22 protein-coding genes, 2 pseudogenes and 1 riboswitch are annotated in these 24,039 nt (G+C 68.6%); of the genes and pseudogenes, 10 read left to right on the forward strand and 14 right to left on the reverse strand.

Translation table 11 applies throughout. The features are described 5' to 3' along the window. Nucleotides 1–13: 13 nt before the first annotated feature. Nucleotides 14–577 carry an alkyl hydroperoxide reductase subunit C gene (gene ahpC / locus ABD927_RS10055; RefSeq protein WP_345248898.1) on the reverse strand — a complete coding sequence of 188 codons (564 nt, stop codon included), beginning with the start codon at nt 575–577 and terminating at the stop codon, nt 14–16. A 338-nt stretch (nt 578–915) separates the two neighbouring features. Between ahpC and ABD927_RS10060 the strand changes: the two genes are divergently transcribed. Continuing rightward, complete coding sequence (locus ABD927_RS10060; RefSeq protein WP_345248900.1) at nt 916–1,224, forward strand: hypothetical protein; 309 nt, start codon at nt 916–918, stop codon at nt 1,222–1,224. 30 nt (nt 1,225–1,254) lie between these two features. Here ABD927_RS10060 and ABD927_RS10065 read toward each other — a convergent pair whose 3' ends face one another. Further along, a complete protein-coding gene (locus ABD927_RS10065; protein ID WP_345248902.1) occupies nt 1,255–1,548 on the reverse strand; it encodes a hypothetical protein in 294 nt (97 codons plus the stop codon). Between the two features lie 413 nt (nt 1,549–1,961). Continuing rightward, nucleotides 1,962–2,939 (reverse strand): DUF72 domain-containing protein, encoded by a 978-nt coding sequence (locus ABD927_RS10070; RefSeq protein WP_345248904.1) that lies wholly within the window; start codon nt 2,937–2,939, stop codon nt 1,962–1,964. Between the two features lie 70 nt (nt 2,940–3,009). Between ABD927_RS10070 and ABD927_RS10075 the strand changes: the two genes are divergently transcribed. Beyond that, nucleotides 3,010–3,912 carry an oxygenase MpaB family protein gene (locus ABD927_RS10075; protein ID WP_345248906.1) on the forward strand — a complete coding sequence of 301 codons (903 nt, stop codon included), beginning with the start codon at nt 3,010–3,012 and terminating at the stop codon, nt 3,910–3,912. Here ABD927_RS10075 and ABD927_RS10080 read toward each other — a convergent pair whose 3' ends face one another. Beyond that, nucleotides 3,913–4,275 (reverse strand): DUF3175 domain-containing protein, encoded by a 363-nt coding sequence (locus tag ABD927_RS10080; RefSeq protein ID WP_345248908.1) that lies wholly within the window; start codon nt 4,273–4,275, stop codon nt 3,913–3,915. Nucleotides 4,276–4,415: 140 nt separating this feature from the next. Here ABD927_RS10080 and ABD927_RS10085 point away from each other — a divergent pair, with 140 nt between their 5' ends. Both ABD927_RS10085 and ABD927_RS10090 read left to right on the forward strand, forming a co-directional pair. After that, the gene (locus tag ABD927_RS10085) at nt 4,416–5,351 is read left to right on the forward strand and encodes an NADP-dependent oxidoreductase (protein WP_345248909.1); all 936 of its coding nucleotides are present in this window, start codon (nt 4,416–4,418) and stop codon (nt 5,349–5,351) included. Between the two features lie 150 nt (nt 5,352–5,501). Further along, nucleotides 5,502–7,289 carry a glycoside hydrolase family 15 protein gene (locus tag ABD927_RS10090; RefSeq protein WP_345248911.1) on the forward strand — a complete coding sequence of 596 codons (1,788 nt, stop codon included), beginning with the start codon at nt 5,502–5,504 and terminating at the stop codon, nt 7,287–7,289. 34 nt (nt 7,290–7,323) lie between these two features. On the opposite strand, the gene ABD927_RS10095 is transcribed toward ABD927_RS10090, so the two are convergent. Further along, nucleotides 7,324–7,833, reverse strand: a complete 510-nt coding sequence (locus ABD927_RS10095) for a ferritin-like domain-containing protein (protein ID WP_345248913.1) — start codon at nt 7,831–7,833, stop codon at nt 7,324–7,326. Nucleotides 7,834–8,010: 177 nt separating this feature from the next. On the opposite strand from ABD927_RS10095, the gene glf reads away from it, so the two are divergent. Genes glf through ABD927_RS10110 form a run of 3 tightly spaced genes read left to right on the forward strand, consistent with a single transcriptional unit; the run spans nt 8,011 to nt 13,320 of the window. Then, nucleotides 8,011–10,359, forward strand: a complete 2,349-nt coding sequence (gene glf / locus ABD927_RS10100; RefSeq protein ID WP_345248915.1) for a UDP-galactopyranose mutase — start codon at nt 8,011–8,013, stop codon at nt 10,357–10,359. 10 nt (nt 10,360–10,369) lie between these two features. Further along, nucleotides 10,370–11,524 carry a beta-glucosidase gene (locus ABD927_RS10105; RefSeq protein ID WP_345248917.1) on the forward strand — a complete coding sequence of 385 codons (1,155 nt, stop codon included), beginning with the start codon at nt 10,370–10,372 and terminating at the stop codon, nt 11,522–11,524. Continuing rightward, on the forward strand, nt 11,521–13,320 hold the full coding sequence (locus ABD927_RS10110) for an ABC transporter ATP-binding protein (RefSeq protein WP_345248919.1): 1,800 nt from the start codon (nt 11,521–11,523) through the stop codon (nt 13,318–13,320). The genes ABD927_RS10105 and ABD927_RS10110 overlap by 4 nt, the downstream gene beginning before the upstream one ends. Before the next feature lie 24 nt (nt 13,321–13,344). Here ABD927_RS10110 and ABD927_RS10115 read toward each other — a convergent pair. Next, nucleotides 13,345–13,557: pseudogene (locus ABD927_RS10115) on the reverse strand (NAD(P)-dependent oxidoreductase); the annotation flags it as partial. A gap of 30 nt (nt 13,558–13,587) precedes the next feature. Between ABD927_RS10115 and ABD927_RS10120 the strand changes: the two are divergent. Continuing rightward, entirely contained in the window at nt 13,588–13,869 is a 282-nt protein-coding gene (locus ABD927_RS10120) for an EAL domain-containing protein (RefSeq protein ID WP_345249192.1), read from the forward strand. Here the strand turns inward: ABD927_RS10120 and ABD927_RS10125 are convergent. Beyond that, nucleotides 13,781–14,975 (reverse strand): annotated as a pseudogene (locus ABD927_RS10125) (YbfB/YjiJ family MFS transporter); the annotation flags it as partial. The gene ABD927_RS10120 and the pseudogene ABD927_RS10125 sit on opposite strands and share 89 nt — an antisense overlap. Before the next feature lie 159 nt (nt 14,976–15,134). Here ABD927_RS10125 and ABD927_RS10130 point away from each other — a divergent pair. Continuing rightward, complete coding sequence (locus ABD927_RS10130; protein WP_345248921.1) at nt 15,135–16,040, forward strand: LysR family transcriptional regulator; 906 nt, start codon at nt 15,135–15,137, stop codon at nt 16,038–16,040. Nucleotides 16,041–16,053: 13 nt separating this feature from the next. Here the strand turns inward: ABD927_RS10130 and ABD927_RS10135 are convergent, their stop codons facing one another. Genes ABD927_RS10135 through ABD927_RS10145 form a run of 3 tightly spaced genes read right to left on the reverse strand, consistent with a single transcriptional unit; the run spans nt 16,054 to nt 18,094 of the window. Beyond that, the gene (locus tag ABD927_RS10135) at nt 16,054–16,377 is read right to left on the reverse strand and encodes a DUF190 domain-containing protein (protein WP_345248923.1); all 324 of its coding nucleotides are present in this window, start codon (nt 16,375–16,377) and stop codon (nt 16,054–16,056) included. A gap of 11 nt (nt 16,378–16,388) precedes the next feature. Further along, nucleotides 16,389–16,778, reverse strand: coding sequence for a fluoride efflux transporter CrcB (gene crcB, locus ABD927_RS10140; protein ID WP_345248925.1), 390 nt, complete (start codon nt 16,776–16,778; stop codon nt 16,389–16,391). 5 nt (nt 16,779–16,783) lie between these two features. Beyond that, nucleotides 16,784–18,094 (reverse strand): voltage-gated chloride channel family protein, encoded by a 1,311-nt coding sequence (locus ABD927_RS10145; RefSeq protein WP_345248927.1) that lies wholly within the window; start codon nt 18,092–18,094, stop codon nt 16,784–16,786. Between the two features lie 89 nt (nt 18,095–18,183). Next, nucleotides 18,184–18,255, reverse strand: a riboswitch (Fluoride riboswitch). Nucleotides 18,256–18,418: 163 nt separating this feature from the next. On the opposite strand from ABD927_RS10145, the gene ABD927_RS10150 reads away from it, so the two are divergent. Next, nucleotides 18,419–19,573, forward strand: coding sequence for an HPP family protein (locus ABD927_RS10150; protein ID WP_345248929.1), 1,155 nt, complete (start codon nt 18,419–18,421; stop codon nt 19,571–19,573). 58 nt (nt 19,574–19,631) lie between these two features. On the opposite strand, the gene ABD927_RS10155 is transcribed toward ABD927_RS10150, so the two are convergent. The 4 genes from ABD927_RS10155 to ABD927_RS10170 all read right to left on the reverse strand — a co-directional run bounded on the left by ABD927_RS10155 (nt 19,632) and on the right by ABD927_RS10170 (nt 23,927). Continuing rightward, nucleotides 19,632–21,749, reverse strand: coding sequence for a TonB-dependent receptor domain-containing protein (locus ABD927_RS10155; RefSeq protein WP_345248931.1), 2,118 nt, complete (start codon nt 21,747–21,749; stop codon nt 19,632–19,634). 111 nt (nt 21,750–21,860) lie between these two features. Further along, nucleotides 21,861–22,928, reverse strand: a complete 1,068-nt coding sequence (locus tag ABD927_RS10160; protein ID WP_345248932.1) for an NAD(P)H-dependent flavin oxidoreductase — start codon at nt 22,926–22,928, stop codon at nt 21,861–21,863. 337 nt (nt 22,929–23,265) lie between these two features. Next, entirely contained in the window at nt 23,266–23,679 is a 414-nt protein-coding gene (locus ABD927_RS10165; RefSeq protein ID WP_345248934.1) for a type II toxin-antitoxin system VapC family toxin, read from the reverse strand. Next, nucleotides 23,676–23,927: a type II toxin-antitoxin system Phd/YefM family antitoxin gene (locus ABD927_RS10170; RefSeq protein WP_345248936.1), complete on the reverse strand. Its 252-nt coding sequence runs from the start codon at nt 23,925–23,927 to the stop codon at nt 23,676–23,678. Before ABD927_RS10170 ends, ABD927_RS10165 begins: the two co-directional genes overlap by 4 nt. Between the last annotated feature and the right edge of the window lie 112 nt (nt 23,928–24,039).

Genomic DNA, 24,039 nt, shown 5'->3' on the forward strand with positions numbered 1-24,039 from the left:
CAATGCATGGCGATCAGATCTTGCCGACCAGGTCCAGCGACGGGGTCAGCGTTTCGGAGCCCGGGGTCCACTTGGCGGGGCACACTTCGCCCGGGTGGCTGGCCACGTACTGGGCGGCCTGCACCTTGCGCAGCAGTTCCTTGGCGTCGCGGCCGATGCCGTTGTCGTGGATTTCGCACAGCTTGATCTGGCCTTCGGGATTGATCACGAAGGTGCCGCGCAGGGCCAGGCCTTCTTCTTCGATCAGCACGTCGAAGTTGCGGGCCAGCGTGGCGGTCGGGTCGCCCACCAGCGGATACTCGATCTTCTTGATGGTGTCCGAGGTGTCGTGCCAGGCCTTGTGGGTGAAGTGGGTGTCGGTCGACACGCCGTAGATTTCCACGCCCAGCTTCTTGAATTCGGCGTAGTTGTCGGCCAGATCGCCCAGCTCGGTCGGGCAGACGAAAGTGAAGTCCGCGGGATAGAAGACCACGACCGACCACTTGCCCTTGAGGTCTTCGTCGGACACAGGCACGAACTTGCCATTGTGGTAGGCAGTGGCCTTGAACGGCTTGACCTGAGTGTTGATCAGAGACATTGCGGTTTCCTCTTTGACGGGGTTGAGAAAGCGTTTAGGTGAATGGTAAAGACCATGAAGATATTGATCAAATTGATTGATTAAATAAATTCGATGGTCAAAAGCTATGACGTGGCGGACCGTGCCCGGCATAGCCGGGCGCGGATGATGCCCGGTTCCGACTCATAGCAACGACGATTCCCGCCGGACGGCGCAAGCCTGGGCACGGCGGGCGTCACCTGGAACATGCGAACTGTATCAGCAGATACAAGTGGGATGCGTGACGGATGGCCGCGGGAACACCGGGTTTTCCGCCATTGGTAGATAATCGGCGTAACTTACAGCAACGGAAGCCGGCCATGAACAAGGTTGCGCTTGCTTTTGGTCTCGCCATGATGGCCCCGCCCTCCTTCGCCGCCGGGGCGCCTTCGGTCGACGAAGTGCGCGAAGCGCTGCTCGACCTGTTCGACGGGCCGCCGTCGCTGCGCGAAGCCGTGGCACGCGGCCGCATCACCGTCGACCATTGCCAGCCGGCAACGGCCAGGAGCGACGGCCGGGTGTCGTGCGCCGTGGCGCTGGCCTACCGCGACACGGCGTTTTCCACCGAATACGATTTCGTGCCGGTGGGCGGGAAATGGCGGCTCGAGCCGGTGTCGGGCCGGGATTGAGGCCGGGTTCCCGGCGCGGCGCCGGCGGCTTCAGCCGATCAGCCCGCCCAGCAGCAGCACGGTAATCACCAGCAGGATGATGCCGCCCAGCACCGCGCCCCGCATCAGCGCGCGGATGGCCCCGTACAGCAGCAACAGGCCGATGGCCAGCAGGATGTAGTTGAACGCCGACGGCGTCATGCCGATGGCATGGGCCAGCCCGGCCGAGAAGCCGGCGATGGCCTCGCCCAGCCCGCCCAGCACGGCGCGCAGGGTGGCCACCAGGGTGCGGATCACGGCGCCGCAAATATTGCCCAGCCATTCGAAAAAACTTTCTGCCTGCATGGCCTCGCCCATGGAGTCGGTGCGCGGACAATGGTACCCGGCCGCCGCCGCCGCGGCCGGCCGATGGTAAGCGAACGTGAGCCCCGGGGGGCGCCCGTCGCGGGCCGACGCAACCGGATACACATGGTGGCCCGGCGCGGCGGTGTCGCACCGATGCGGCACGGTAACGCGCTGCAGCACATCGCCGCTGCGGCCATGCTAACGTGAGCCGACCGATGGGGAGAACGCCATGCTGGAGTTAGCCGACGGAAACGAACCCATGGTGGTGGACGACGGGGTAGCCTTCGTGCTCGACGTCGACGGCATGGGGCCGCTGCATTTTCTTGTCACCGGCCGCGCGCTGGTCGAGCGCTTCGGCGCCCAGCCTTCGCGGGAAGGGCTGCTGGCCGCCTACAGCGCCGCAGCATCGCAGATCAATCCGGTGGGGGTGAAGAAGGCGACGCAATCGCTTGCGGCGATGACGGTGCTCGACGTGGACGATTTTCCAGCCCCGGAATCGCCAGGGGCAGGGGCGTCACCGGCAACCCCAGCTTGAGCGCCAGCGTGCGGGCGTCGAACGGCGCCCTGACCTTGACGTCGTTGTCGAAATAGCAGTAGATATCCCGCCCGGCGGCGGGGCGCCGCCGCGCCCTGCCGCCGATGCGCCTGGCGTCGTCCGGCTCGGTGCCCGCCGCCCACGCGGCGATGCGGGCGCGCCAGCGTTCCAGCGCTTGGTCGCTGTAGCCGCTGGCGTAGAGCTCTTCATCGCCGTGCAGCCGCAAATACATGAAGTCGGCCGTCACGTCTTCTTCGTACGGCCATTTGCCGGCCGTGTCGGCCACCACCAGCGCCACGCCGTGGCGCCGCAGCAGAGCCGGGAATTCGGGCACCAGGAAGCTGTCGTTGCGGATTTCGACCGCGTGGCGCAGCGGCCGGGCGCCGAGCGCGCGCAGGCTGTTGCGGCCTTCCATGCGCGGTTCGTGCCGGCGCGCCAGTTCCAGCGCCTGATCGCCGTCGCGCGGCAGGGCCGCCAGGAAGGCGCCGAAGCGCTCGGGGTCGAACCGCAGGCTGGGCGGAAACTGCCACAGGATGGGCCCCAGCTTTTCGCGCAGTTCGAACAGGCCGGAAGCGAAGAAATTGGCCAGCGGCGGGCCGATGTCGCGTAGGCGCAGGATATGGGTGATGTAGCGCGGGCCCTTGAGGCTGAAGACGAAGCCCGGCGGCGTCGAGGCGTACCAGTCGGCATAGCTGGCCGGCCGCTGCAGCGAATAGAAGGAGCCGTTGATCTCGATGGTGGGGAAAACGGACGACGCATACTGCAGCTCCAGGCGCTGGGCCAGGCCCGCAGGGTAGAAGACCTTGCGCCACGGCGCGTAGCGCCAGCCGGAGATGCCGATACGTATGTCGCCCATATCGTCACGCTATATTGCGGCGGGCTGTCCGGGCGTAGCGTTGCGTAACGGAAAATGCCATGCTTGCGGCATGGAAGCATTGCGTCGACGCATCGAAACACAGGTCCTCAGCCTGACCGGCCTCGCCCTCGGCGGCGTGGATTTCGAAAACCCGCCCGGCGATCCGGGCCTGTTCGGCCCCGATTCGGCCTGCTGGAAAGTGCATCGCGATTTCACTTCGATGCTGGCCGGCGGCATCGCCGCGCTGCTGTTGCAGATGCTGCATCCGATGGCGCTGGCCGGCGTGTGGGACCATTCCAATTTCCGCCGCGACATGCTCGGCCGGCTGCGCCGCACCGGGCAGTTCATCTCCGGCACCACCTTCGGCAGCCGTGCCGACGCCGAGCGGCTGATCGCGCGCGTGCGGCGCATCCACGACGGCGTAACCGGCACGCTGCCCGACGGCCGGCCTTATTCGGCCAACGATCCCCGGCTGTTGACCTGGGTGCACGTGGCCGAGGTCAGCAGTTTCCTGAAATCCTATCTGCGCTATGTCGACCCCGCCTTGCCCGCGGCCGAGCAGGATCGCTACTACGACGAGATCGCGCTGGTGGCCGAGCGGCTGGGCGCCCGCGGGGTGCCGCGTTCGCGGCGGGCGGTGGAAGACTACCTGCAGGCCATGCGGCCGCAACTGGCGTTCGAGGCGCGCACGCGCGAGGTGGTCGACATCCTGCTGCACCACGCGCCCGCGCCCAGCCGCCTGGCCCGGCCCTACGGCGCGCTGCTGATGCGCGCCGGGGTCGAGCTGCTGCCGCCGTGGGCGGCCGACATGCTGGGCCTGCCGATGGGCCCGCTGAAGCGCGGCCTGGTCCGCGCCGGCGTGCACTGCGGCGCGCCGCTGCTGCGCTGGGCCGTGCGCAACGGCTCGGCCCAGCGCGCGCGCCGCCGGATGGCCGCCAAGCCGCAACCCGAAGGCCCCGCCCCGCTGGGCTAGCTAGGCCCTGCCGAACACCTCGCGCAGTTTTTGTTTCGCCTTCTGCAGTTCGGCCCGCCGCTTGGCCGGCAACTGGCGGCCGGCGCGGTTGATGTAGAAGTTCAGCATCGACATCGCCGACTGGAACGGCGTGCCCTTGCGGCGCCGGCTGGCGGTGGCGGAGCGCTTCAGCGACTCCGCCACCTCCTGCGGCGACCCGTTCTTGAAAATATCGTGTTCCAGGTCCAGCGCGTCGCTGTGGCGCATGACCTCGGCGGACCAGCGCCTGGGCTTGGCCGCCCGCCGCCGGGCGGTATGGGCGTGCCGCTGGCGGCGCGCGTGGCCGCCGCTGCGGGGCGACTTGCCGGTCGTCTTGCCAGCCATCGCGTTCTCCTCGGTAGGGCGCCGGACCGCCCGGCGCCGGGCCGCTGCACGCCAGCAATAAGCGGACCGCCAGCCGCCGCCGACCGGCACGGCGCTTGCTGCCTGCGGCGGTTCACCGCAACAACCGAACGGAGGGTCCGATGGATACCATGCGAGCCGTGCGCATTCACCATTTCGGCGGCCTGGAAGCCTTGCAGCCGGAAAACGTGGCGATCCCGTCGCCCGCGGCCGGCGAAGTACGCGTCAAGGTTTTCGCGGCAGGCCTGAATCCGGTGGACTACAAGACGCGCGCCGGCAAATACCCGCTGGTGCGCGAAGACAAGCTGCCCTATACGCTGGGCCGCGACTTTGCCGGCCGGGTGGACACGCCCGCCGGCGACGGGCTGGAAGTGGGAGATGCCGTCTACGGCTTCGTCGGCCAGGGCCAGGGCGCGTTCGCCGAGTACGTGGTGGTCGGCCGCGACGCGCTGGCGCCCAAGCCGGCCTCGCTCGATTTCCGCACCGCGGCGGCGGTCCCGCTGGCGGCGCTGACGGCCTGGCAGGGCCTGTTCGACCATGGCGGCGTGCTGGCCGGACAGCGGGTGCTGATCCATGCCGCGTCCGGCGGCGTGGGGCATTTCGCCGTGCAGCTGGCGCGGGCCGAAGGCGCCGAGGTGATCGCCACGGCCTCGGGCGACGGCGTCGAATTCGTCCGCTCGCTGGGCGCCGACCGCGTGATCGACTACCGGCACGAAGCCTTCGAGCAGATCGTGCGCGACGTCGACATGGTGTTCGACCTGGTGGGCGGCGACACCCAGGCGCGTTCGTGGCAGGTGCTGAAGGAGGGCGGGGCGCTGGTTTCCACCATCCAGGCGCCGTCGCAGGAACTCGCTGCCGAACGCGGCATCCGCGCCACGCGCTATACGGCGCGGCCCGACGGCGGACAACTGACGGAGATCGGCGGGCTGATCGACTGCGGCATGGTGAAGGTGCGCGTGGCGGCCGCCTTCCATTTCCGCGATGCGGTCGAGGCCGAGCGCCGGCTCGAGCAGGGGCATCTGCGCGGGAAGCTGGTGCTGGAAGTCGCGCCTTCCTGAACCCGGGCTGAATCCGCCCCGCGGCATGGCGGGCGCGGGACCGCATTCCTATACACTGCGCGGTGGCCGTCCGGCCGCGGCGCAGCGCATCGTCTTGTCCGTTGCCGGCCTTGGGCGGTTTTCATGGCTTGGCTGGCAGCGAGGACAGGGATGCAGAGCAGGATCGAAGACTACGCCGTGGTGGGCAACGGGCGTTCGGCGGCGCTGATCGGAAGCAATGGGTCGATCGACTGGCTGTGCTGGCCGCGCTTCGATTCCGACGCCTGCTTCGCCTCCCTGCTCGGCACGGCCGACAACGGCTACTGGAAGATCGGGCCCGCGGCCGACGGCGCCACGGTGTCGCGCCGCTACGTGGACGATACGCTGATCCTGGAAACCCGCTTCGCCACGGCCGACGGCGAGGTTGCGCTGATCGACTTCATGCCGGCCGAAGACCAGCGGCCCGAACTGGTCCGCATCGTGCGCGGCCTGTCGGGCGAGGTGGCCATGCGCATGGATTTCGTCGTGCGTTTCGGCTACGGCGCGCTGGTGCCATGGGTTACTCGGCTGGAAGAGGGCGAAGGCATTCGCGCCGTGGTGGGCCCCGACATGGTGGTGCTGAGAACCACCGTGCCGCTGCGCAACGAATCGCTGCACACCGACAGCGAGTTCGCCGTGCGGGCCGGCGAGCAAGCCGTGTTCACGCTCAGCTACGGGCGCTCGTACCGCCCGGTGCCGGTGGCGCGCGACGCGGCCCGCCTGCTGGCCGGCACCCAGACGGCATGGCGCGACTGGTCGGCCCGCAGCCGCGCCCACGGCGAATATCGCGACGCCATCCAGCGCTCGTTGATCACGCTCAAGGCGCTGGCCTTCGTGCCGACCGGCGGCATCGTCGCGGCGGTGACCACCTCGCTGCCCGAGACACTGGGCGGCGACCGCAACTGGGACTACCGCTACTGCTGGCTGCGCGATGCCACGCTGACGCTGCGCGCGTTGATGCGCGGCGGCTATTTCGGCGAGGCCGCCCGCTGGCGCGACTGGCTGGTGCGGGCGGTGGCCGGCGCGCCCGAACAATTGCAAGTGATGTACGGCGTGGCCGGCGAGCGCCGGCTGCAGGAATGGGAATGCGGCTGGCTGTCGGGCTACGAGGGCGCGCGGCCGGTGCGGATCGGCAACGCCGCGGCCGACCAGCTGCAGCTGGACGTGTACGGCGAAGTCATGAACACCCTGCACGAGGCGCGCATCGGCGGCCTGCCCGACGATCCGGCGGCCTGGGCGCTGCAGGTGGCGCTGGTCGGCCACCTGGAGAAGATCTGGCGCGTGCCCGACGAAGGCATCTGGGAAACGCGCGGCGGCCGGCGGCTGTTCACCTTCTCGAAAGTGATGTGCTGGGTCGCGGTCGACCGCACCATCCAGTCGGCCGAGCTGTTCGGGCTGGAAGGGCCGCTGGACCGCTGGCGCCTGCTGCGCGACGAGATCCATCGCGACGTCTGCGAGCGCGGCTTCAACGCGCGCCGCAACGCCTTCGTGCAGCACTATGGCAGCGACGACCTCGACGCCAGCCTGCTGCTGATGGCGCCGGTGGGCTTCCTGCCGGCCGACGACCCGCGCGTGGTCGCCACCGTGGCCGCGATCGAACGCGAACTGGTCAGCGACGGCCTGGTGCTGCGCTACAAGACCGAAACCATGCACGACGGTCTGGACCAGGGCGAAGGCACCTTTCTCGCGTGCAGCTTCTGGCTGGTCGAGAACCTGAGCCTGCAAGGCCGCCAGGCCGAGGCCGAGGAATTGTTCGCCCGCCTGCTCGCGCTGCGCAACGACGTCGGCCTGCTGGCCGAGGAATACGACACGCACGCGCGGCGGCAGGTGGGCAACTTCCCGCAGGCGTTCTCGCACACGGCGCTGGTGGATACCGCCTTCAACCTGCTCAAGCGCCGGTCGGCTTCGCCACAAGGATGACGGGCGCGCCCGGCCCGCGCCGCGGCCTCGCGCGCTAGCGTTTGGCCTGGCTGCCGGCCGTGTCGGACAGCACCAGGAAGCGTTGCGTCACCGCGGACAGATGCTCGCCGAGCCATGCGGCCATGGCCTTTTCCTCTTCGAGGATCTCTTCGCATGTCTGCAGGGTCTGCGTGTCGCCCAGGGTCCGCGCGGCTGCGCACAGTTCGGTGTAGGCCGCGATCTCCAGGTGCTCGAAGGCATAGCTGGCCATCGCTCCCTTCACCACCTCGTCCGACGCGAACATGCCGGCCAGGCCCTGCATCATGGCCATCGCGCGCCCGGTCATGTCCTTGATGGCCGAGGTGTCGCCGCCCAGGCGCTGGATGCAGCGTTCGAGCTTTAGGGCCTGGTTGCGGGTTTCTCCGATGTGCTGGTCGACGCGCGCCTTCAGGTCGGGATAGTTCTCGATCCTGCCCGACATGGAGGTCAGCATCTGTTCGGCCTGCTGTTCCATGGCGTGCGCGTCGCGCAGCCAGTCCATGAGATGTTCCTTCGAATCCGGCATGGTGTTCTCCTTTGAAAGCGGGGTGGCCGCAGCCCGGGCCCGCAATCGTCATGCCGTGTCCTGCGGCGCCCGCCGTGGCACGCCAATTGCTGGAAGGGCCGCGTGCCGGACGGCGAAAGCCTACGCGCCATTCGGCGCGCGCATAGCCTCCGTTGATTGTCTGCAACGAGGTATCCCATGAGTGATCCAGACCGGCTGCCGTCGGCAGCCCGCATCCCTTTTGCCGTCCAGAACCTGGCGCCGCGGCGGACGCTATTGTGTTTCTCCCATCTGCGCTGGGATTTCGTCTACCAGCGGCCGCAGCACCTGATGACCCGCTGCGCCCGCGAGCACGACGTGCTTTTTCTGGAAGAGCCGGTGGACGGCGACGGACCGCCGCAGTTGGACGAACGCCCGGTGCAGGGGCACATTACCGTGCTGGTACCACGGCTTCCGCGCGGCCTGGACGAGCCGTCGCGTACCCAGGCGTTGAAAATCCTGCTGGACCAGCGGCTGCGCTTCATCGACGAGAAGAACCTGCTGCTGTGGTACTACACCCCGATGAGCATGGTTTTCTCGGCGCATCTGCGGCCAGCCCTGGTGGTATACGATTGCATGGACGAACTGTCCGCATTCCGCGGCGCGCCGCCCGAGCTGGTCGAACAGGAGCGGCGGCTGCTGGCCGTGGCCGACGTAGTGTTCACGGGCGGTTTCAGCCTGTACGAGGCCAAGCGGCGGTTACATCCGAATACCCACCCCTTCCCCAGCAGCGTCGATCTCGCCCACTTCGGCGCCGCGCGCGCCTGCCCGCCCGAGCCGGCGGACCAGGCCGTGATCCCGGGGCCGCGCCTGGGCTTCTGCGGCGTCATCGACGAGCGCTTCGACGCCGGGCTGCTCGGCGAACTGGCCGCGCGGCGTCCCGGCTGGCAGTTCGTCATGCTGGGTCCGATCGTGAAGATCGATCCGGCCACGCTTGCGCGGCGTCCCAACATCCATTATCTCGGGCAGAAGGCGTATGGCGACCTGCCTGCCTACCTGGCCGGCTGGGACGTCGCGCTGATGCCGTTCGCGCTCAACGAATCGACGCGCTTCATCAGTCCGACGAAGACCCCGGAATACCTGGCGGCCGGCCGGCCCGTGGTGTCTACTCCGATCGTCGACGTGGTGCGCGGCTACGGCGACAGCGGCATGGTGCGGGTGGCCGACGGCGTGGACGCGTTCGAGCGGGCGATCGGCGCGGCGCTGGCAGACGCCGGCGACCGGGACCGCGTGATGGCCCGGGCCGACGAGATCCTGGAAGGCATGTCCTGGGACTCGACCTGGAGCGGCATGCGGGCGCAAATGCGGCGCGCCGGCAAGCGGCCCGGGCAGCGTCCCGGCCCGCGCGCCGGCGGCGGGGCGTACTACGACTATCTGGTCGTGGGCGCGGGCTTTGCCGGCAGCGTCATGGCCGAACGCCTGGCGTCGCAGTCCGGCAAGCGGGTGCTGGTGATCGACAGGCGCCCGCACATAGGCGGCAACGCCTACGACTTCTACAACGAGGACGGCCTGCTCGTGCATCAGTACGGACCGCACATCTTCCACACCAATTCGCCCAAGGTGGTCGAGTACCTGTCCGGCTTTACCCGCTGGCGACCTTACGAGCACCGGGTGCTGGCCCGGGTGGACGGCATGCTGTTGCCGATGCCCATCAATCTGACCACCATGTCGGCCGTTTTCGGCCGCGCCCTCGGCCCGGACGAGGCGCGCGCGCTGCTGGCTTCGCTGGCCGTTCCCGTGGCCGACGTGAAAACCTCGCAGGACATGTTGCTCAGCACGGTGGGCACGGAGCTCTACCGCAAGTTCTTCCATGGGTACACCCGCAAGCAATGGGGACTGGACCCCTCCCAGCTCGACAAATCGGTGGCCGCCCGCGTGCCCACGCGCCTGTCGACCGACGACCGGTACTTCACCGACGATTTCCAGTGCATGCCGCTGCACGGCTATACGCGGATGTTCGAAGCGCTGCTCGCGCACCCGAACATCACCGTGGCCACCGGCACGGCCTTCGCCGACATCCGCGACGACATCGGATACGGCCATCTGATCTATTCCGGGCCGGTCGACGAGTTCTTCGGCTATCGCTGCGGCAGGCTGCCCTACCGGTCGCTGGCCTTCCGCCACGAAACCCTGCCGCAGCAGCAGTTCCAGCCCGTGGGCGTGGTCAACTATCCTTCGCCCGACGTCGCTTATACCCGCGTGACGGAGTACAAGCACCTGACCGGGCAGAAGCACGCCCGCACCGCCATCACATACGAGTATCCGAGCGCCGTGGGCGACCCCTACTATCCGGTGCCGCGTCCGGAGAACGATGCCATTTTCCGCCAGTACCGGCGCCTGGCCGACGCGACGCCGGACGTGACGTTCGTCGGTCGCCTGGCGACCTATCGCTACTACAACATGGACCAGGTGGTGGCGCAGGCGCTGTCGACCTACGAGCGGCTGGCCCGGCTGCATGGCCATGCGCCGGCCGACGTCGCGGACGGCGAACTGGCCCGCACGGCATAGCAGGCAATCGATGCAGAGTCCGTTCCTCAGTTTTTTCCAGGCCGGCTTCGAATGCTCCACGCACCGCCGCTGCGACGGCCGCCGGCTGGACCTGATCGCATCGACGCGGCACGACCGCTTCGCCGAGACCGACTATCGCGCCGTGGCGCAACACGGCCTGCGTACCGTGCGCGACGGGGTGCGCTGGCACCTGGTCGAACGCTCGCCCGGAGTCTACGACTGGAGCAGCTTCCTGCCCATGCTGCGGGCGGCGCGCGCGTCCGGGGTGCAGCCGATCTGGGACTTGTGCCACTACGGCTATCCCGACGGCCTCGACATCTGGCGGCCGGCATTCGTCGACCGCATGGCCGCATTCGCGGCTGCCGTGGCCAGGCTGGTGCGCGATGAATGTCCCGAGCCGCCGATCTACTGCCCGGTGAACGAAATATCCTTCTGGGCATGGGCGGGCGGCGACATGGCGCATTTCAACCCGTGCACCGAGCGGCGCGGAATGACGCTGAAGATCCAGCTGGCGCGGGCCGCCATTGCCGTCGTGCAGGCCGTGCGCGACGTGGACCCGGGCGCCCGCATCGTCCACGCGGACCCGGCCATCCACGTGGTGGCGGCGTCGGCCGGCGACGAGGACGAAGCGGCCCATGCGCACGCGGCCCAATACGAGGCCTGGGACATGCTCAGTGGCCGCCTGATGCCCGAACTGGGCGGCCGGCCGGAGTATCTCGACATCCTGGGCCTGAACTACTACTCCGACAACCAATGGGTGCTGCGCGGGCCGACGATCGAGCGTGGCCATCCCTCGTACCGGCCGTTCCGCGACATCCTGGCTCAGGCCTACGCGCGCTACGGACGGCCCATGCTGGTGGCCGAAACGGGCGCCGAAGGCGACGCGCGCGCGAACTGGCTGCGATACGTGTGCGGCGAGGTGGCGGCGGCCATCGGGGCCGGGGTGCCGGTCCATGGCATCTGCCTGTATCCGGTGCTCGACTATCCCGGCTGGGCCGACGATCGCCATTGCCCCACCGGCCTGTTCGGCCCTCCGGACGCCGGCGGGCGCCGCCCACTGTGCCAGCCGTTGGCCGCGGAGATCGAGCGGCAGGCCGCGATCCGCACATGGCATCCGGGCCGCGTCCCGCAGCGCGGATGCGGCGGCAGGGGCGGGCGCCCATGAGCCTGAGTACCGCCTCCGGACCGGCCGCCGGCGCACCTCCCGCGGCACCGGCCATTCCGGCGCGGCCGATGCGCTTCCTGTTCTCGTACATCAAGGCCCGCGGCTGGCAATTCGGCGCCCTGGCCTGCGTCATCGTGGCGGCGGGATCGTGCGCCGTGGCCGTCCAGTACGGCATGAAGCTGATCGTCGATGCCATGGCGACGGAGAATCGCGCGGCGGCCAACGTATGGTTTCCGCTCGGCCTGTTCATCGGCCTGATCGCGCTGGAAAGCGTGCTGTGGCGGCTGGGCGGCTGGCTCGGATGCCGCGCCGTGGTCAACACCGGCGTCGACATCCGGGCCGATCTCTTCGAGCATCTCACCGGCCATCCGATGCGCTACTTCAACGAGCATCTATCGGGCTCCCTGGGCAACCGCATCACCGCCACGGCGGGCTCGGCTGGCGCCATCTTTTCCACCTTCACCTGGAACATCGTCCCGCCCTGCGTGGATTTCATCGGCGCCGTGGTGGTGCTGCTCATCATCGACTGGCACATGGCCGTCGCGCTGATCGCCTTCGTGGCCCTGGTGGCCGGGATGATCGTCGCATTCGGCATTCGCGGCCGGCCGCTGCACCGGGCCTATGGCGAGCAGGCCGCCCGGGTCGGCGGCGAACTGGTCGATGCCGTATCCAACGTGTGGGCGATCAAGGCATTCACCGCGCGGCACCGCGAACGCGCCCGCATGACGCGGCAATTGGGGATCGAGGCGAACGCCCAGCGCCGCAGCTGGATGTACCTGGAAAAGGCGCGCGTCCTGCACGATGTCTGCCTGTGGGTACTGGCCGGTTCGATGCTGACCTGGGCCATCCATTCCTGGCAGCGGGGCAACCTGACGGCGGGCGACGTCGTCGTCATCAGCGCGCTCACGTTCCGGATACTGCACGGGTCGCGCGACCTGGCGCTCGCGCTGGTCGGCACGACCCAGGAGTTCGGCGTCATCGCCGAGATGCTGGGCATCATCGCCCGCCCGCATGGCGTGCGTGATCCGGCCTGCCCGCGCGACATCCGCGTCGCCAGGGGCGCGGTGCGCTTTTCCGGTGTCTGCTATGCCCATCCGGGAGCGCCGCCGCTGTTCCGCGATTTCGACCTCGACATCCCGGCCGGGCAGAAGCTGGGCGTGGTCGGCCCGTCGGGCGGCGGCAAGTCGACGCTGCTGAGCCTGCTGCAGCGCCTGGACGACGTGCAGGGAGGCCAGATCCTGGTGGACGGCAAGCCGATCACCGAAATGACCCAGGATGCGCTGCGCGCCGGCATCGCCGTGGTGCCGCAGGAGGTGAGCCTGTTCCGGCGCAGCATCAGGGAAAACATCGGCTACGGCAATCCCGACGCGACGCAAAAACAGATCGAGGCCGCGGCGCGCGCCGCCCGCTGCGAATCGTTCATCGCCCAGTTGCCCGAGGGCTACGACACCGTGGTGGGCGAGCGGGGGGCGACGCTCTCCGGCGGACAGCGCCAGCGGCTCGGCCTGGCGCGCGCCTTCCTGAAGAACGCGCCGATCCTGATCCTCGACGAAGCCACGTCGGCGCTCGACACCCGTTCCGAGCGCGAGGTGCAGCAGGCGCTCCTGGCGCTGATCGCCGGCCGTACCGTCATCGCCGTGGCGCACCGGCTTTCCACGCTGGCGCGCTTCGACCGCGTCATCGTGCTCAATGGCGGGCGCATCGTCGAAGACGGGCCGCCGGCGGCATTGCGCAGGGCCGGGGGGCTGTTCCAGGCCTTGTGGGACATGCAGGCGCATGCCGGCGACGCGGATTGACGCGGAGCGCCGCGGCGTTCGCCAATAGCCCACGGTGAACCGGCGGCGCGAACGGCGCGGCTTTTCCAGCTCGTCGGCCATGGCGATGGCGTAGTCTTCCATCGCGATGCGGCTGTCGCCGGCCGCATCGCTCAGCAATTGTTCGCCGCCCAGGCGCAATTTACCGGTGCGCTGGCCCGGCTCGAACAGGGCCGGCGGGGAAAGAAAGGTCCAATCCAGCTGGCCTTCCTTGCGCAGTTGTACCCGCCAGCGCGGCGGCGGCCGATATTGCCCCGCCCGGACCATCCCCGTCACGACCACTCACTGGCCATCGAGGACCTGAAGCGGCTGCGCGGGCAGGGCATCAAGATCGGACTCGACGACTTCGGCACGGGACACGGTTCACTGCCGCACCTGCGGCAGTTGTCTCTGGACGAGGTGAGGCTGGAGCGTGAGCCGCGAGCCGCGAGCCGCGGGCGGCGGCCGCGGCCAGGTCTATCGCCAGTGCCAGCGCCATTGCCGCGGTGCCGATCAGGAACAGCCGCTCGTAGTTGCCGCCGCTCTGCGTGAAGACGAAGGACAGCCCGTAGGCGGCCATCGCCTGGGACAGGGCGAAGGCGGCCGTGGCGGTGCGCCAGGCCGGGCCCTGCTGCGCGGGATGCTGGGCCAGCAGTTCGTGTACGCGGCCCAGCACCAGCGGCACGGTGCCCGTCACGAAGGCGCCCACCACGATGCTGGAAGCCATCAGCCACGCCGGGCCCAGGTCGAGCGCCGGGATCGCCACGGCGAAGATCTCCAGCACGAACGCCAGCCGCAGCGCCCAGCCGAAGCCCACGCGATCGGCCAGCAGGCCGGCCAGCACCGGGCCGGCGGTGGCGCCGATGCCGAACAGCACCCAGTAGCGGGCGCCGGCCTCCAGCCCCTGGCCCTGGCCGCGCGCCACGAAATCGACCAGGAAGATCATGTGCGGCACCCAGCCCGCGGCGTTCAGCGCGTATTCGGCGTAAAGGGCGCGCAGCGTGCCGGTACTGGCCACGGGTCGATGGCCGGAGGCGGGCGCCGGCAGCTTGGGCGCCGTGCGCGGCCAGCCCTTCCACGCCAGCGCCGTCAGCAGCAGCGAAAGCATGCCCAGCCCCAGCCAGGCCTCGCTCAGGCCTTTCTGCAGCCAGAGCGGGACCAGGGTGCCCGATAGCGCGATGCCGGCGCCCACGCCCATGAAAATGACGCCGCCCGCGAGGCCGCGGCGCGAGGACGGGACCCGGGCCAGGACCGCGGGCGCGGCAAGCACCATCAACGCTCCGCCCGCCAGCCCGGACAGGAAGCGCCACGCGAAGAACCACGAAAAGGAAACCGGATAGGCGCAGGCGAAGAACGCGGCGGTGGCCAGCGCCATCATCGCGCGCAGCGTGACGGCGGTCGACAGGCGCGCCGCCGCCGCGCGGCTGCCCAGCGCCCCGGCCAGGTAGCCGGCCAGGTTGGCGGCGCCCAGATAGACCGCCTTGGACGGATCGAACCAGTGGGGCGCCGATGATGGCCGGCAGCAGCGGGGTGTAGGCGAAGCGCGCCAGGCCGATGCCCACCAGGCTGGCGCAGAAGCCGGCGATGATGCCCCATATCGGTCCTGCTGCGCGGGCATCGGGTCCGCGCCGGGCGATGGATGCCGCAACCCTGTCCATCATTGATCCTTCGCTATTGCAGACAGGCAGAGGTTACGCGTTATCATTTATCTCAAGAAGCGAATTTACGAGATTGTAGCTATCTGTAGAATAGATAGGTACTCGATCCGGAACGGCGTTGTAGCGTGGCGCCCGGTTAATCGATTTTTGCGGGATAGCATGGACCTTGCCGATCTGAAGACTTTCGAGGCCGTCGCCAGGCACGGCAGCATGAACAAGGCCGCGGCCGAACTGCATACCGTGCAGTCCAACGTCACGGCCCGGATCCGGGCACTGGAAGACGAGCTCGGCGTGCCGCTGTTCCGGCGCCATGCGCGCGGCGTGGCCGTGGCGCCGGCCGGGCAGCGCATCCTGCCCTTCGTGGGGCGGATCGCCAGGCTGATGGCCGAGGCGCAGTCGGCCGCGCGCGACGACGGCGCGCCCAACGGTTCGCTGGCCGTAGGCGGCCTGGAAACCACCACGGCGCTGCGCCTGTCGTCCATCCTGACGGCCTACGCCAAGGCCTACCCCGAGGTGAAGCTGGTCATGCATGCCGGCACCACGGCCCGGCTGCTGCAGGACGTCGTCGAATACCGGCTGGACGGCGCCTTCGTCGCGGGGCCGGTCGACCATCCCGAGCTGCACCAGGAAGCGGTCTTCACCGAAGAACTGGTGCTGGTCACCAGCCCCGCCGTGCGCCGGCTCAAAGACCTGGCCGCATTGGCCGACCTGCGCACCGTGGTCTTCCAGTCCGGCTGCTCCTACAGGCAGCGCCTCGAATCCCTGCTGGCCGGGATGGGGATCGTCGCGGCCAGGCCGCTGGAATTCGGCTCGCTCGATGCCATCGTCAGTTGCGCGTCGGCGGGCGTGGGGGTGACGCTCTTGCCGCGGGCCGTGGTCGCGGCGGCGGCGAAGTCGGGCCGGGTTGCCGTCCACCGCCTGCCGGCGCAACAGGCCCGCGTGCAGACCTTGTTCATCCGGCGCCGGGATGGCTATGTGTCGAGCGCCTTGGCCGCGTTTCTGGAAATGGCGCGGCGGTCGAGGCGGGGCGGGCAGCCGGCTGATGCGCTTCGGCCGGCGGCGTAGCGGGGCCGATCGTCTATTTCACGCCCTTGCCGATACGCCCATACTCGATCGGAACCTTGACGTAGCTGAGATCGATGTCCTCCTGGGCCAGCGCCGCCAGCAGCCCCTGGCAGGCCGCCTCGTCCACCGATACGGTAACGGCCATCGGCTGGTCCGCCAGTTCGAAGAAATGGGCCGAATGGAACAGCCCCGCATGGTCGAATCCCTCGGCGCCGCCGACCAGCGTGCCGCCGGCCGCGCCGTGCGACTTGGCGAATTTCAGCAGCCATTCGCCAAGCGGCTCGCGCCCGTGCCGGCGGTCCTGCCGGGTGAAAAAGGTCAGTTGGTAGCCTTGCATGGAAACCTCCTTCAAGGTTGCCGCGCCAGCGCGACCGTCGCCATGCCCAGCGCCGTCATGGCCAGCGAGCCGGCCACGTGCACGGCCAGCATCCCGGCCGCCCAGCCCAGGCGGCCGTCGCGCAGCAGCGTCAGCAGTTCGGCCGAGAATGTGGAAAACGTCGACAGGCCGCCGGCCAGCCCGGTGATGACGAACAGGCGCCATGCCGGAGACAGGCCGGGCGCCGCGGCGAAATAGGCGATGGCCGCCCCCACGATGTAGGCGGCGATGAGGTTGGACGCCAGCGTTCCCATGGGAATGGGCGGCACCAGCGCATTCATCGCCAGGCTCAGCCCATAGCGCGCCAGCGCGCCCAGGCTGGCCCCGAGGCTGATGGCGATGACGGCGTAGATACCGGCCATGTCGTCTATCCGCGCTCTTGTTCCCGCCGTTGCCTGAGAAAATGCGCCAGATCGGCGATGCGCAATCCTTCGGGCACGACCATGCGATGCCTGCGGTGCTTGCTGTGGCCCACGCGCTGGGCGTGGTAGATGCCGGTGTGGCCCGAGAACAGGTAGGCGGTGATGCAGCCGATGGCCGCCAGCGGCCCGATGCCGGCGCCGAACAATTCCATCGCCATCAGCGTGGTGGCGATGGGGGTATTGGCCGCGCCCGCGAACACGGCCACGAAGCCGATGCCGGCCAGCATGGCGAACGGCAGGTGCAGGAGCGGCGCCAGCGCATTGCCCAGGGTGGCGCCGATGTAGAACAGCGGCGTGACCTCGCCGCCCTTGAACCCCGTGCCCAGCGAGGCCACGGTAAAGGCGAACTTGCCCAGGAAATCCCAGGGCTTCATCGGCTCCTGGAAGGACCGCACGATGTCCGGGATGCCCAGCCCGATGTAGTGCCAAGCGCCGAGCGCCCACACCGCCACGGCGATCGCGGCCCCGCCCGCCAGCGGGCGCAGCGGCGCGTAGGCGATGTGCCGCTTCACGAAAGCCCCCAGCTCGTGGGCCGCGGTGGCGAACGCCATCCCGGCCAGCCCGAACACGATGCCCGCGAGCACCACGGCCAGCACGCTCCAGGCCCCGACCGGCACGATCTGGCCGATGGCGTAGTGAACATGATGCACGCCCCAGGCCAGGCACACCTGGTCCGCCACGATGGCCGCCACCACGCAGGGAAACAGCGCGTCGTACCGCATCCGCCCGATGGCCAGGACCTCCAGCCCGAATACCGCGCCGGCCAGCGGCGTGCCGAACACCGAGGAAAAGCCCGCGCTGATGCCCGTCATCAGCAGGATGCGGCGATCGTCATGTTCCAGGCGCAAGAGGCGGGTGAGCTGGTCGGCCAGGGCGCCGCCCATTTGCACCGCGGTGCCTTCGCGGCCGACCGAGGCGCCGAACAGATGCGACACCACCGTGCCGCCCAGCACCAGCGGCACCATGCGCAAGGGCACGATCTTCCTGGGATCGTGGATCTCGTCGATGATGAGGTTGTTGCCGGCATCCACCGGCTTGCCCAGCAGGTGGTAGGCCAGGCCCACGCCGAAGCCGGCGGCCGGCAGCAGCCAGAGCACCCAGCGGTGGACCTCGCGCCAGGCGGTGGCGGCGTCCAGGGAAACGAGGAAGATCGCCGAGGCGCTGCCCGCCAGCGCGGCGACGATGCTGGCGACGACGAGCCACTTGCCGAGATAGGGCAGCAGTTCGAGTTGTTCGATGTGGCGGATTCTGTGCATGGGTTCTTGCTCGAGGGAATCGGACTGGCCCATGCGGGGAAGGGGGCAGGAGCGGAACGCGAACGCCTACAGCCTCCCGACATGGTCAGGTGTCTGTAGGCGTCATCAGCAGCGGATGCTGCGGTTCGGTTCAGGGGAGGAACGCCATCTCCTGCGCCGAATATAGCAGGGCCTGGGCGAGCCGGTCGAGCCGGGTGGCCTGGAACCAACGCTTTATGCGTTCGGGTTCGCTGGACGATGCCCGCGGTTAAGCCGAGAATTGCGGCATTTTGTTTTCAGCTTCCGATTCGTCGCCTTGCCGCGATGATGATTTCCAACAGACGAATGATTTCCAGAATTTCGCGTTTCGGCGGCATGGCTTTCCTGCGCGCCTTCCGGCCCACGGCGCAACACATCAGTGCAAGAGAAAAAGGGCGCGCCGCGCTCGGGGCCGCGATCGGGATCCTGGCGGCGGCGCTGGGCTCGGCCTGGCTGCTGCGCGGCGGTCCCGCCCACGGCCATGCCATGCTGGCCGCGGCGCTGGTGGCCCCGATGGGCGCCAGCGCCGTGCTGGTGTTCGCCGTGCCTTCCAGTCCGCTGGCGCAGCCGTGGTCGGTGATCGGCGGCAACACCCTGTCGGCCTTGGCGGGCATCGCCTGCGCGGCATGGGTGCCCGACGTATCCGTGGCCGCCGGCCTGGCGGCGGGGCTGGCCGTCGCCATCATGCTGGCGGCGCGCTGCCTGCATCCGCCGGGGGGCGCCTCGGCCCTGCTGATGGTGCTGACCGGCGCCGATCATTTCTCCTACGCCTTCAACCCGGTGCTGCTGGATTCCGTGCTGCTGGTCGCCGCCGGCCTGGCCTACAACAACCTCACGCGTCATCCCTGGCCGCACCGCCACCGGCCGGCCGCGCCCGAGCCGGGCGCAGCGCGCCTGACGTCCGGCGACCTCGATGCCGCGCTGGCGCACTACAACCAGGTGCTGGACATCAGCCGCGACGATCTGCAGGAACTCCTGCAGCACGCCGAGGCGGCCGCCTACCGGCGCACCATGGGCGAACTGCGCTGCGCCGACGTCATGAGCCGCAATCCCATCACGGCCGGGGTCGAGATGTCGCTGCGCCACGCCTGGGGCCTGATGCGCAAGCATCGCGTCAAGGCGCTGCCGGTGATCGACCTGCAGCGCCATCTGGTCGGCATCGTGACCGTGGCCGATTTCATGAAGCAGGTCGACCTGGACGTGCACGAAGGCATGGCCTATCGCCTGCGTTCGCTGGTCAGGCAGTTCCGCGGCAAGGCCGACACGCCCCATACGGTGGGGCAGATCATGACGCGCCAGGTCCGTGTCAGCAGCAGCGACCGCCTGCTCATCGACCTGGTGCCGGTATTCTCGGACGGCGGCCACCGGCACATCCCCATCCTCGACGGCGAGCGCAGGTTGGCGGGCATCATTACCCAGTCCGATTTGATCAAGGCCTTGTACTCGGCGGTGCGCGGCTAGCGGGCCGGCCAAGGGCGGGGCCGGCCGGCATGGCGCCGCTCGTTGCCCGCGCCTTGTTTCAGAACGAACAGGCCAGCGTCACGCCCGCGCTCCAGTTCCGTCCGGGCGCCGGCTCGAAATAGCGGCCATTGCCTTCGTTGACGATGACGGACCCGGCATAGGCGCGGTCGAACAGGTTGTCGATGCGGGCGAAGGCGTCCCACTTCCAGCCCCCGCTGCGCCACGAATACCCGGTGAACAAGGCCGTGACGAAGTAGGCCGGCGCGGCGTCGCTGTTGGCGTCGTCCACGTATATCCTGCTCATGTACCTGCCTTCCGCCCCGGCCCGCCAGCCCTCTTGCGGCGCCCAGGCCAGCGAGCCGAAGGCCATTTGCCCCGCGATGCCGGGAATCCGGTTGCCCGCCCGGATATCGCTTCCCGCCACGTCGTTCCGGTAGCGCGCATCGATCCACGAATAGGCCAGGCTTGCGCGCCAGTCCGATACGATGCGGCCGCTCCAGCCCAGTTCGATGCCGTCCCGGCGGGTCTGGCCGGCGTTGCGGAACGTTGCCCGCCCGCCGACGCTGCCGGCCGAGACGATCTCGTCGCGGGTATCGGTATGGAAGACCGCCGCGGACAGGAGTCCTTCGCCCACCCTCCGCTTGATGCCCGCCTCGTAGTTGTCGCTCAGGCCGGGGCGCAGCGCCAGGTTCAGCCCCGCCTGGCCGTCGGCGCGATAGGACAATTCGTTGGTCGTCGGTGTCTCGAAGCCCCGCCCGTACGAAGCGTAGAGCGTGGTCGCGGCGTCGGGCGAATAGCGCAGCGCCGCGACGGGCTGCGCTTTCCGGTAGCGCGCGGCGCCGCTGTCGTCGCCGTTGGGGCCGGCGATGTAGTGGTCGTTCGACGTGAAGTCCACCGTGCTGTAGCGCAGCCCCGCTTCCGCGGTCCACTGCCGGGCGAACTGCCACGAGGCCTGGACATACGGGTCGACGTCGTAGACCTCGTTGGTCTCGTCGCGCCGCAGGCGCCCCTTCACGCCGAGGGCGGTCGGCGCCGCGGCCGGCCCGGCAAAGTTCTCGTTGCCGGTGCGCCGCTCGCGCAGCGTGTCGTACGCCAGCCCGCCGATCAGGGTCAGCGGCCGCTGCGCCAGGGTCGAGCGGGAAGTCCAGCGCAGATCGGTGCCCGCGTAGTCGCGCCGCAGGCCGATGTAGCCGCCGGCGTGCAGCGGATTGCCTTGCACCGCGGGCGGAATGGACTGGTATTGGGTGGTGTCGCGCTGCCCGTAGTACACCATCGCGCGCAAGTCGTTGTCCGCGTCGATCCGGCGTTCGTAGACCAGGCCGCCCTGGGTCTGGCGCACGGTCTTGCGCGTATCGTATTGACCGGCCAGGCTGGCATCGCGCGGGGCCGTTTCGAACTGGCCGCGCGTCAGGCCGAGCGGATCCTGGGCCTGCAGGTCGACGCGGTTGACGACAAGGGTGAGGCGGCTGGCGTCATCCAGGTCCAGCCCGAGCTTCGCGTTGGCCAGGTTTTTTCTTGCCCCGCTGTGGTCGCGGTATCCGCGCGTGGTGAACCGCGTGGCGTCCAGCACGTAATCCAGTTCCCCCAGGCCCGTGCCTGTCGCGCCGCTGGCCTTGGCGCCGTAGCGATACGTGCCGTAGCTGCCGCCGGCAAGGCCCGCCTGCACCGTGGGCGGACGCTTGCCATCCTCCGTATAGACCTGGACCACGCCGCCCGACGAGTTCCCGTACAGGGCCGAAAACGGGCCGCGCAATACCTCCACGCGATCGGCCGAGCCGATGTCGATGTTGGATGTCTGTCCCTGTCCGTCGGGCATGGTGGCGGGAATGCCGTCCACGTACAGGCGCACCCCCCGCACGCCGAACGTCGAGCGCGCGCCGAAGCCGCGCACCGACAGCTGCAGGTCCTGCGCGTAGTTCAGGCGATTCTGGATCTGCAATCCCGGCACCGCGCCCAGGTTTTCGGAAAGATTGATCTGCATCGCGTTGCCGCGCAGCGTCGCGCCGTCGACCACGTCCACCGAGGCCGGCGTGTCAAGCGGCGACGTGCCCTCGCGGGTGCTGTAGACGACGATGGGCGCCAGCGCGGCCGCCTCGGCTTGTTTCGGCACTGCGGCCGCCTCGGTCTGGGCCAGCGCGGCGCCGGCCGGCGCCGCCGCGCAGAACCACGCCAGCATTCGCAGGCCTCGCCTTCGGTCAATTCCCAAAACAGTGTCTCCTCGGGGCCAGGGGCGCGGCGGCTCGATGGCAAGTTGGCAAGACAGGCACGGCAGCCAGCGTGCCGGGGGTCATTCCTGAATCGACAGTTCGCCCGCCAGGGTCGAAACGAGCTGTGCCGCAGGCAGCTCTCTAGCCTGCGGCGCCCCCTGGCCGGCCCATTGCGCGGCGAACTCGTGGTTGCCTCGCTTGGCGGCCGCCGCGTTCAGTTGCTTGGCTGCGTCATAGGCAACGGGATAGTCGGCAGGCTGCGGGCTGCCTGCCATTTCACCGAAGGCGATGAGGCGGTTGACCATGCCGCGCGCGGGCCGGCCGGACAGCACGCTGGTCAGCCGGGTATTCGCCGCGCGTTCGCTTTTGAGGTTGGCGCGATAGGCCTCGTTGGCGGCCGATTCGGGGCACAGGACGAACGCCGTGCCAAGCTGCGCGGCCGCCGCGCCCAGATCGAGCGCCGCCTTGATGCCTTGCCCGTCCATGATGCCGCCTGCGGCGATGACCGGCAGAGTCGTGTCCCGTACGAGCTGGCGTACCAGCACCGACGTACTCAGGCGCTCGTCGGTCGCCTCAGGATCGAAGATGCCGCGGTGGCCGCCCGCCTCGATCCCCTGCGCCACGATGGCGTCGACACCGGCTTGTTCGATGCGTCGAGCCTCCTGCGGGCTGGTTGCGGTCGCCAGCGTATAGATGCCGGCCGCCCGCAAGGCCTGGATCTGCTCTCTGGCCGGCAGCCCGAAGTGGAAGCTCACGACCGCCGGCCGCTGTTCAAGCAGCAACGCGAATGCCGCCGCATCGCCCAGGAACGTCTTGTATATCTCGTCCAGGGCCGCCGGCGGCGTGGCGCCTGCCTCGGCGAACAGTGGGGCGAGGTGGGCCAGCCATGCAGCTTCTCGCACCGGATCGCGCCGGGCAGGGGCGTGGCAGAACACGTTCACGTTGAACGGCCGGTCCGTCAGGGCGCGGGTTTCCTCGATGGCCTGCCGCGCCTGAGCGACCGTGCTGGCACCAATGCCCAAGGAGCCGAGCCCGCCCGCATTGGAGACCGCGGCCGCCAGGCGGGGCGTGGATACGCCCGCCATCGGCGCCTGGATGATGGGGTGCCGGATGCCCAGCCGGGCCAGCAATTGCCGGGATGCGCTCATGGGGGTTCCTTTGCGTCGTTCCGTATCAAGCAGACCAAACACCTACCTGTTCGACATGTCGCAGGACATCGAGCTAGAGATCGGAGTCCTGATGGGGGCGCCAAGCCATTGGCCTAAAAGAAAAGCCGACCCGGAGCTCAAGTCGATTTTTGCGCGTCCAGCGCATCAGCATAAGCCGACCTTTCGGCCAACTTACGCTTTGCGGCACAGCTTTTGTGCCGTTAGGCATATGGTGGCCGGGGGAGTTGTATTTTTCGAAGGTGAAACCTATTGGGAAGGTCGTCGGGCGATGTCTGAAGGTCGTCTGGGCCCAATTTCCGAAGACTCGTCTATTGCTTCAGACTTCCCAGGGGTTGATGACATCCAGGCCAGGGTACTGGAAATCTCGTTCATTGCGCGTGACCAGGGTCAGACCGTGCGTGAGCGCTGTCGCTCCGAGCAGGCTATCGATGGCCGGCAACGTGCGCCCAGCTTGAGCCACCAGGCGCCCCCAGCAGTCTGCAACAGGTTGATCGATGGCTAGTATGCGTCCGCTGAAGAACCGGGAGAGTTCCACCTCTAACCAGTCCAGATAGATGCGCTTGCGTCCGCCCTCCGGCATCTGCTCAATGCCTTTGCGAAGCTCTCCCATTGTCAGGGCAGATAGGAATAGTGTGGTCGGTGGTCGCTTCTCCAACCATTGGACCACGTTGCCATCTGGCTGTTTTCGACGTAGCTCCGACAGGACATTGGTATCGACGAGATAGCTCAAAGCTCTCCCTCGCGCGTCAGGCTGTTGTCACGAGAAAAGTCGAGATCTTCGTCACCGGCCAGCGGAGATCGGCGCATGAAGGCAACAAGAGATTCTCCTGTGCCCGATAGCTTGTCGAAGTCGGACCGGGAGAGCACGACCGCGACAGAACGGCCGTGCACGGTGATCTCCTGCGGGCCTTGGTTTCCCGCGGCTTTGACGACCTCGGACAGGCGGGATTTGGCTTCTTGCATTTGCCAAGCGTGCATGACGGCTCCTTAGTCTGACTAGACTGGTCAGATTGTACTCGCACGAGAGTGGGGCAGTCAACGGATAGGATTGGACATTGACGGACATAAAAAAGCCGGGAACCCTTGAATT

Origin of the sequence: Pigmentiphaga soli (genome assembly GCF_039541095.1) — a bacterium.
In the GTDB taxonomy this organism is placed as follows: domain Bacteria; phylum Pseudomonadota; class Gammaproteobacteria; order Burkholderiales; family Burkholderiaceae_B; genus Pigmentiphaga; species Pigmentiphaga soli.

Coding starts and splice junctions, on each gene's coding strand:
- ABD927_RS10110 (WP_345248919.1), top strand. CDS start 11,521: ATGAGCCTGAGTACCGCCTCCGGACCGGCCGCCGGCGCACCTCCCGCG.
- glf (WP_345248915.1), top strand. CDS start 8,011: ATGAGTGATCCAGACCGGCTGCCGTCGGCAGCCCGCATCCCTTTTGCC.
- ABD927_RS10095 (WP_345248913.1), bottom strand. CDS start 7,833: ATGCCGGATTCGAAGGAACATCTCATGGACTGGCTGCGCGACGCGCAC.
- ABD927_RS10150 (WP_345248929.1), top strand. CDS start 18,419: ATGATTTCCAGAATTTCGCGTTTCGGCGGCATGGCTTTCCTGCGCGCC.
- ABD927_RS10075 (WP_345248906.1), top strand. CDS start 3,010: ATGGAAGCATTGCGTCGACGCATCGAAACACAGGTCCTCAGCCTGACC.
- crcB (WP_345248925.1), bottom strand. CDS start 16,778: ATGGCCGGTATCTACGCCGTCATCGCCATCAGCCTCGGGGCCAGCCTG.
- ABD927_RS10090 (WP_345248911.1), top strand. CDS start 5,502: ATGCAGAGCAGGATCGAAGACTACGCCGTGGTGGGCAACGGGCGTTCG.
- ABD927_RS10065 (WP_345248902.1), bottom strand. CDS start 1,548: ATGCAGGCAGAAAGTTTTTTCGAATGGCTGGGCAATATTTGCGGCGCC.
- ABD927_RS10160 (WP_345248932.1), bottom strand. CDS start 22,928: ATGAGCGCATCCCGGCAATTGCTGGCCCGGCTGGGCATCCGGCACCCC.
- ABD927_RS10145 (WP_345248927.1), bottom strand. CDS start 18,094: ATGCACAGAATCCGCCACATCGAACAACTCGAACTGCTGCCCTATCTC.
- ahpC (WP_345248898.1), bottom strand. CDS start 577: ATGTCTCTGATCAACACTCAGGTCAAGCCGTTCAAGGCCACTGCCTAC.
- ABD927_RS10105 (WP_345248917.1), top strand. CDS start 10,370: ATGCAGAGTCCGTTCCTCAGTTTTTTCCAGGCCGGCTTCGAATGCTCC.
- ABD927_RS10170 (WP_345248936.1), bottom strand. CDS start 23,927: ATGCACGCTTGGCAAATGCAAGAAGCCAAATCCCGCCTGTCCGAGGTC.
- ABD927_RS10060 (WP_345248900.1), top strand. CDS start 916: ATGAACAAGGTTGCGCTTGCTTTTGGTCTCGCCATGATGGCCCCGCCC.
- ABD927_RS10135 (WP_345248923.1), bottom strand. CDS start 16,377: ATGCAAGGCTACCAACTGACCTTTTTCACCCGGCAGGACCGCCGGCAC.
- ABD927_RS10070 (WP_345248904.1), bottom strand. CDS start 2,939: ATGGGCGACATACGTATCGGCATCTCCGGCTGGCGCTACGCGCCGTGG.
- ABD927_RS10085 (WP_345248909.1), top strand. CDS start 4,416: ATGGATACCATGCGAGCCGTGCGCATTCACCATTTCGGCGGCCTGGAA.
- ABD927_RS10155 (WP_345248931.1), bottom strand. CDS start 21,749: ATGCTGGCGTGGTTCTGCGCGGCGGCGCCGGCCGGCGCCGCGCTGGCC.
- ABD927_RS10130 (WP_345248921.1), top strand. CDS start 15,135: ATGGACCTTGCCGATCTGAAGACTTTCGAGGCCGTCGCCAGGCACGGC.
- ABD927_RS10080 (WP_345248908.1), bottom strand. CDS start 4,275: ATGGCTGGCAAGACGACCGGCAAGTCGCCCCGCAGCGGCGGCCACGCG.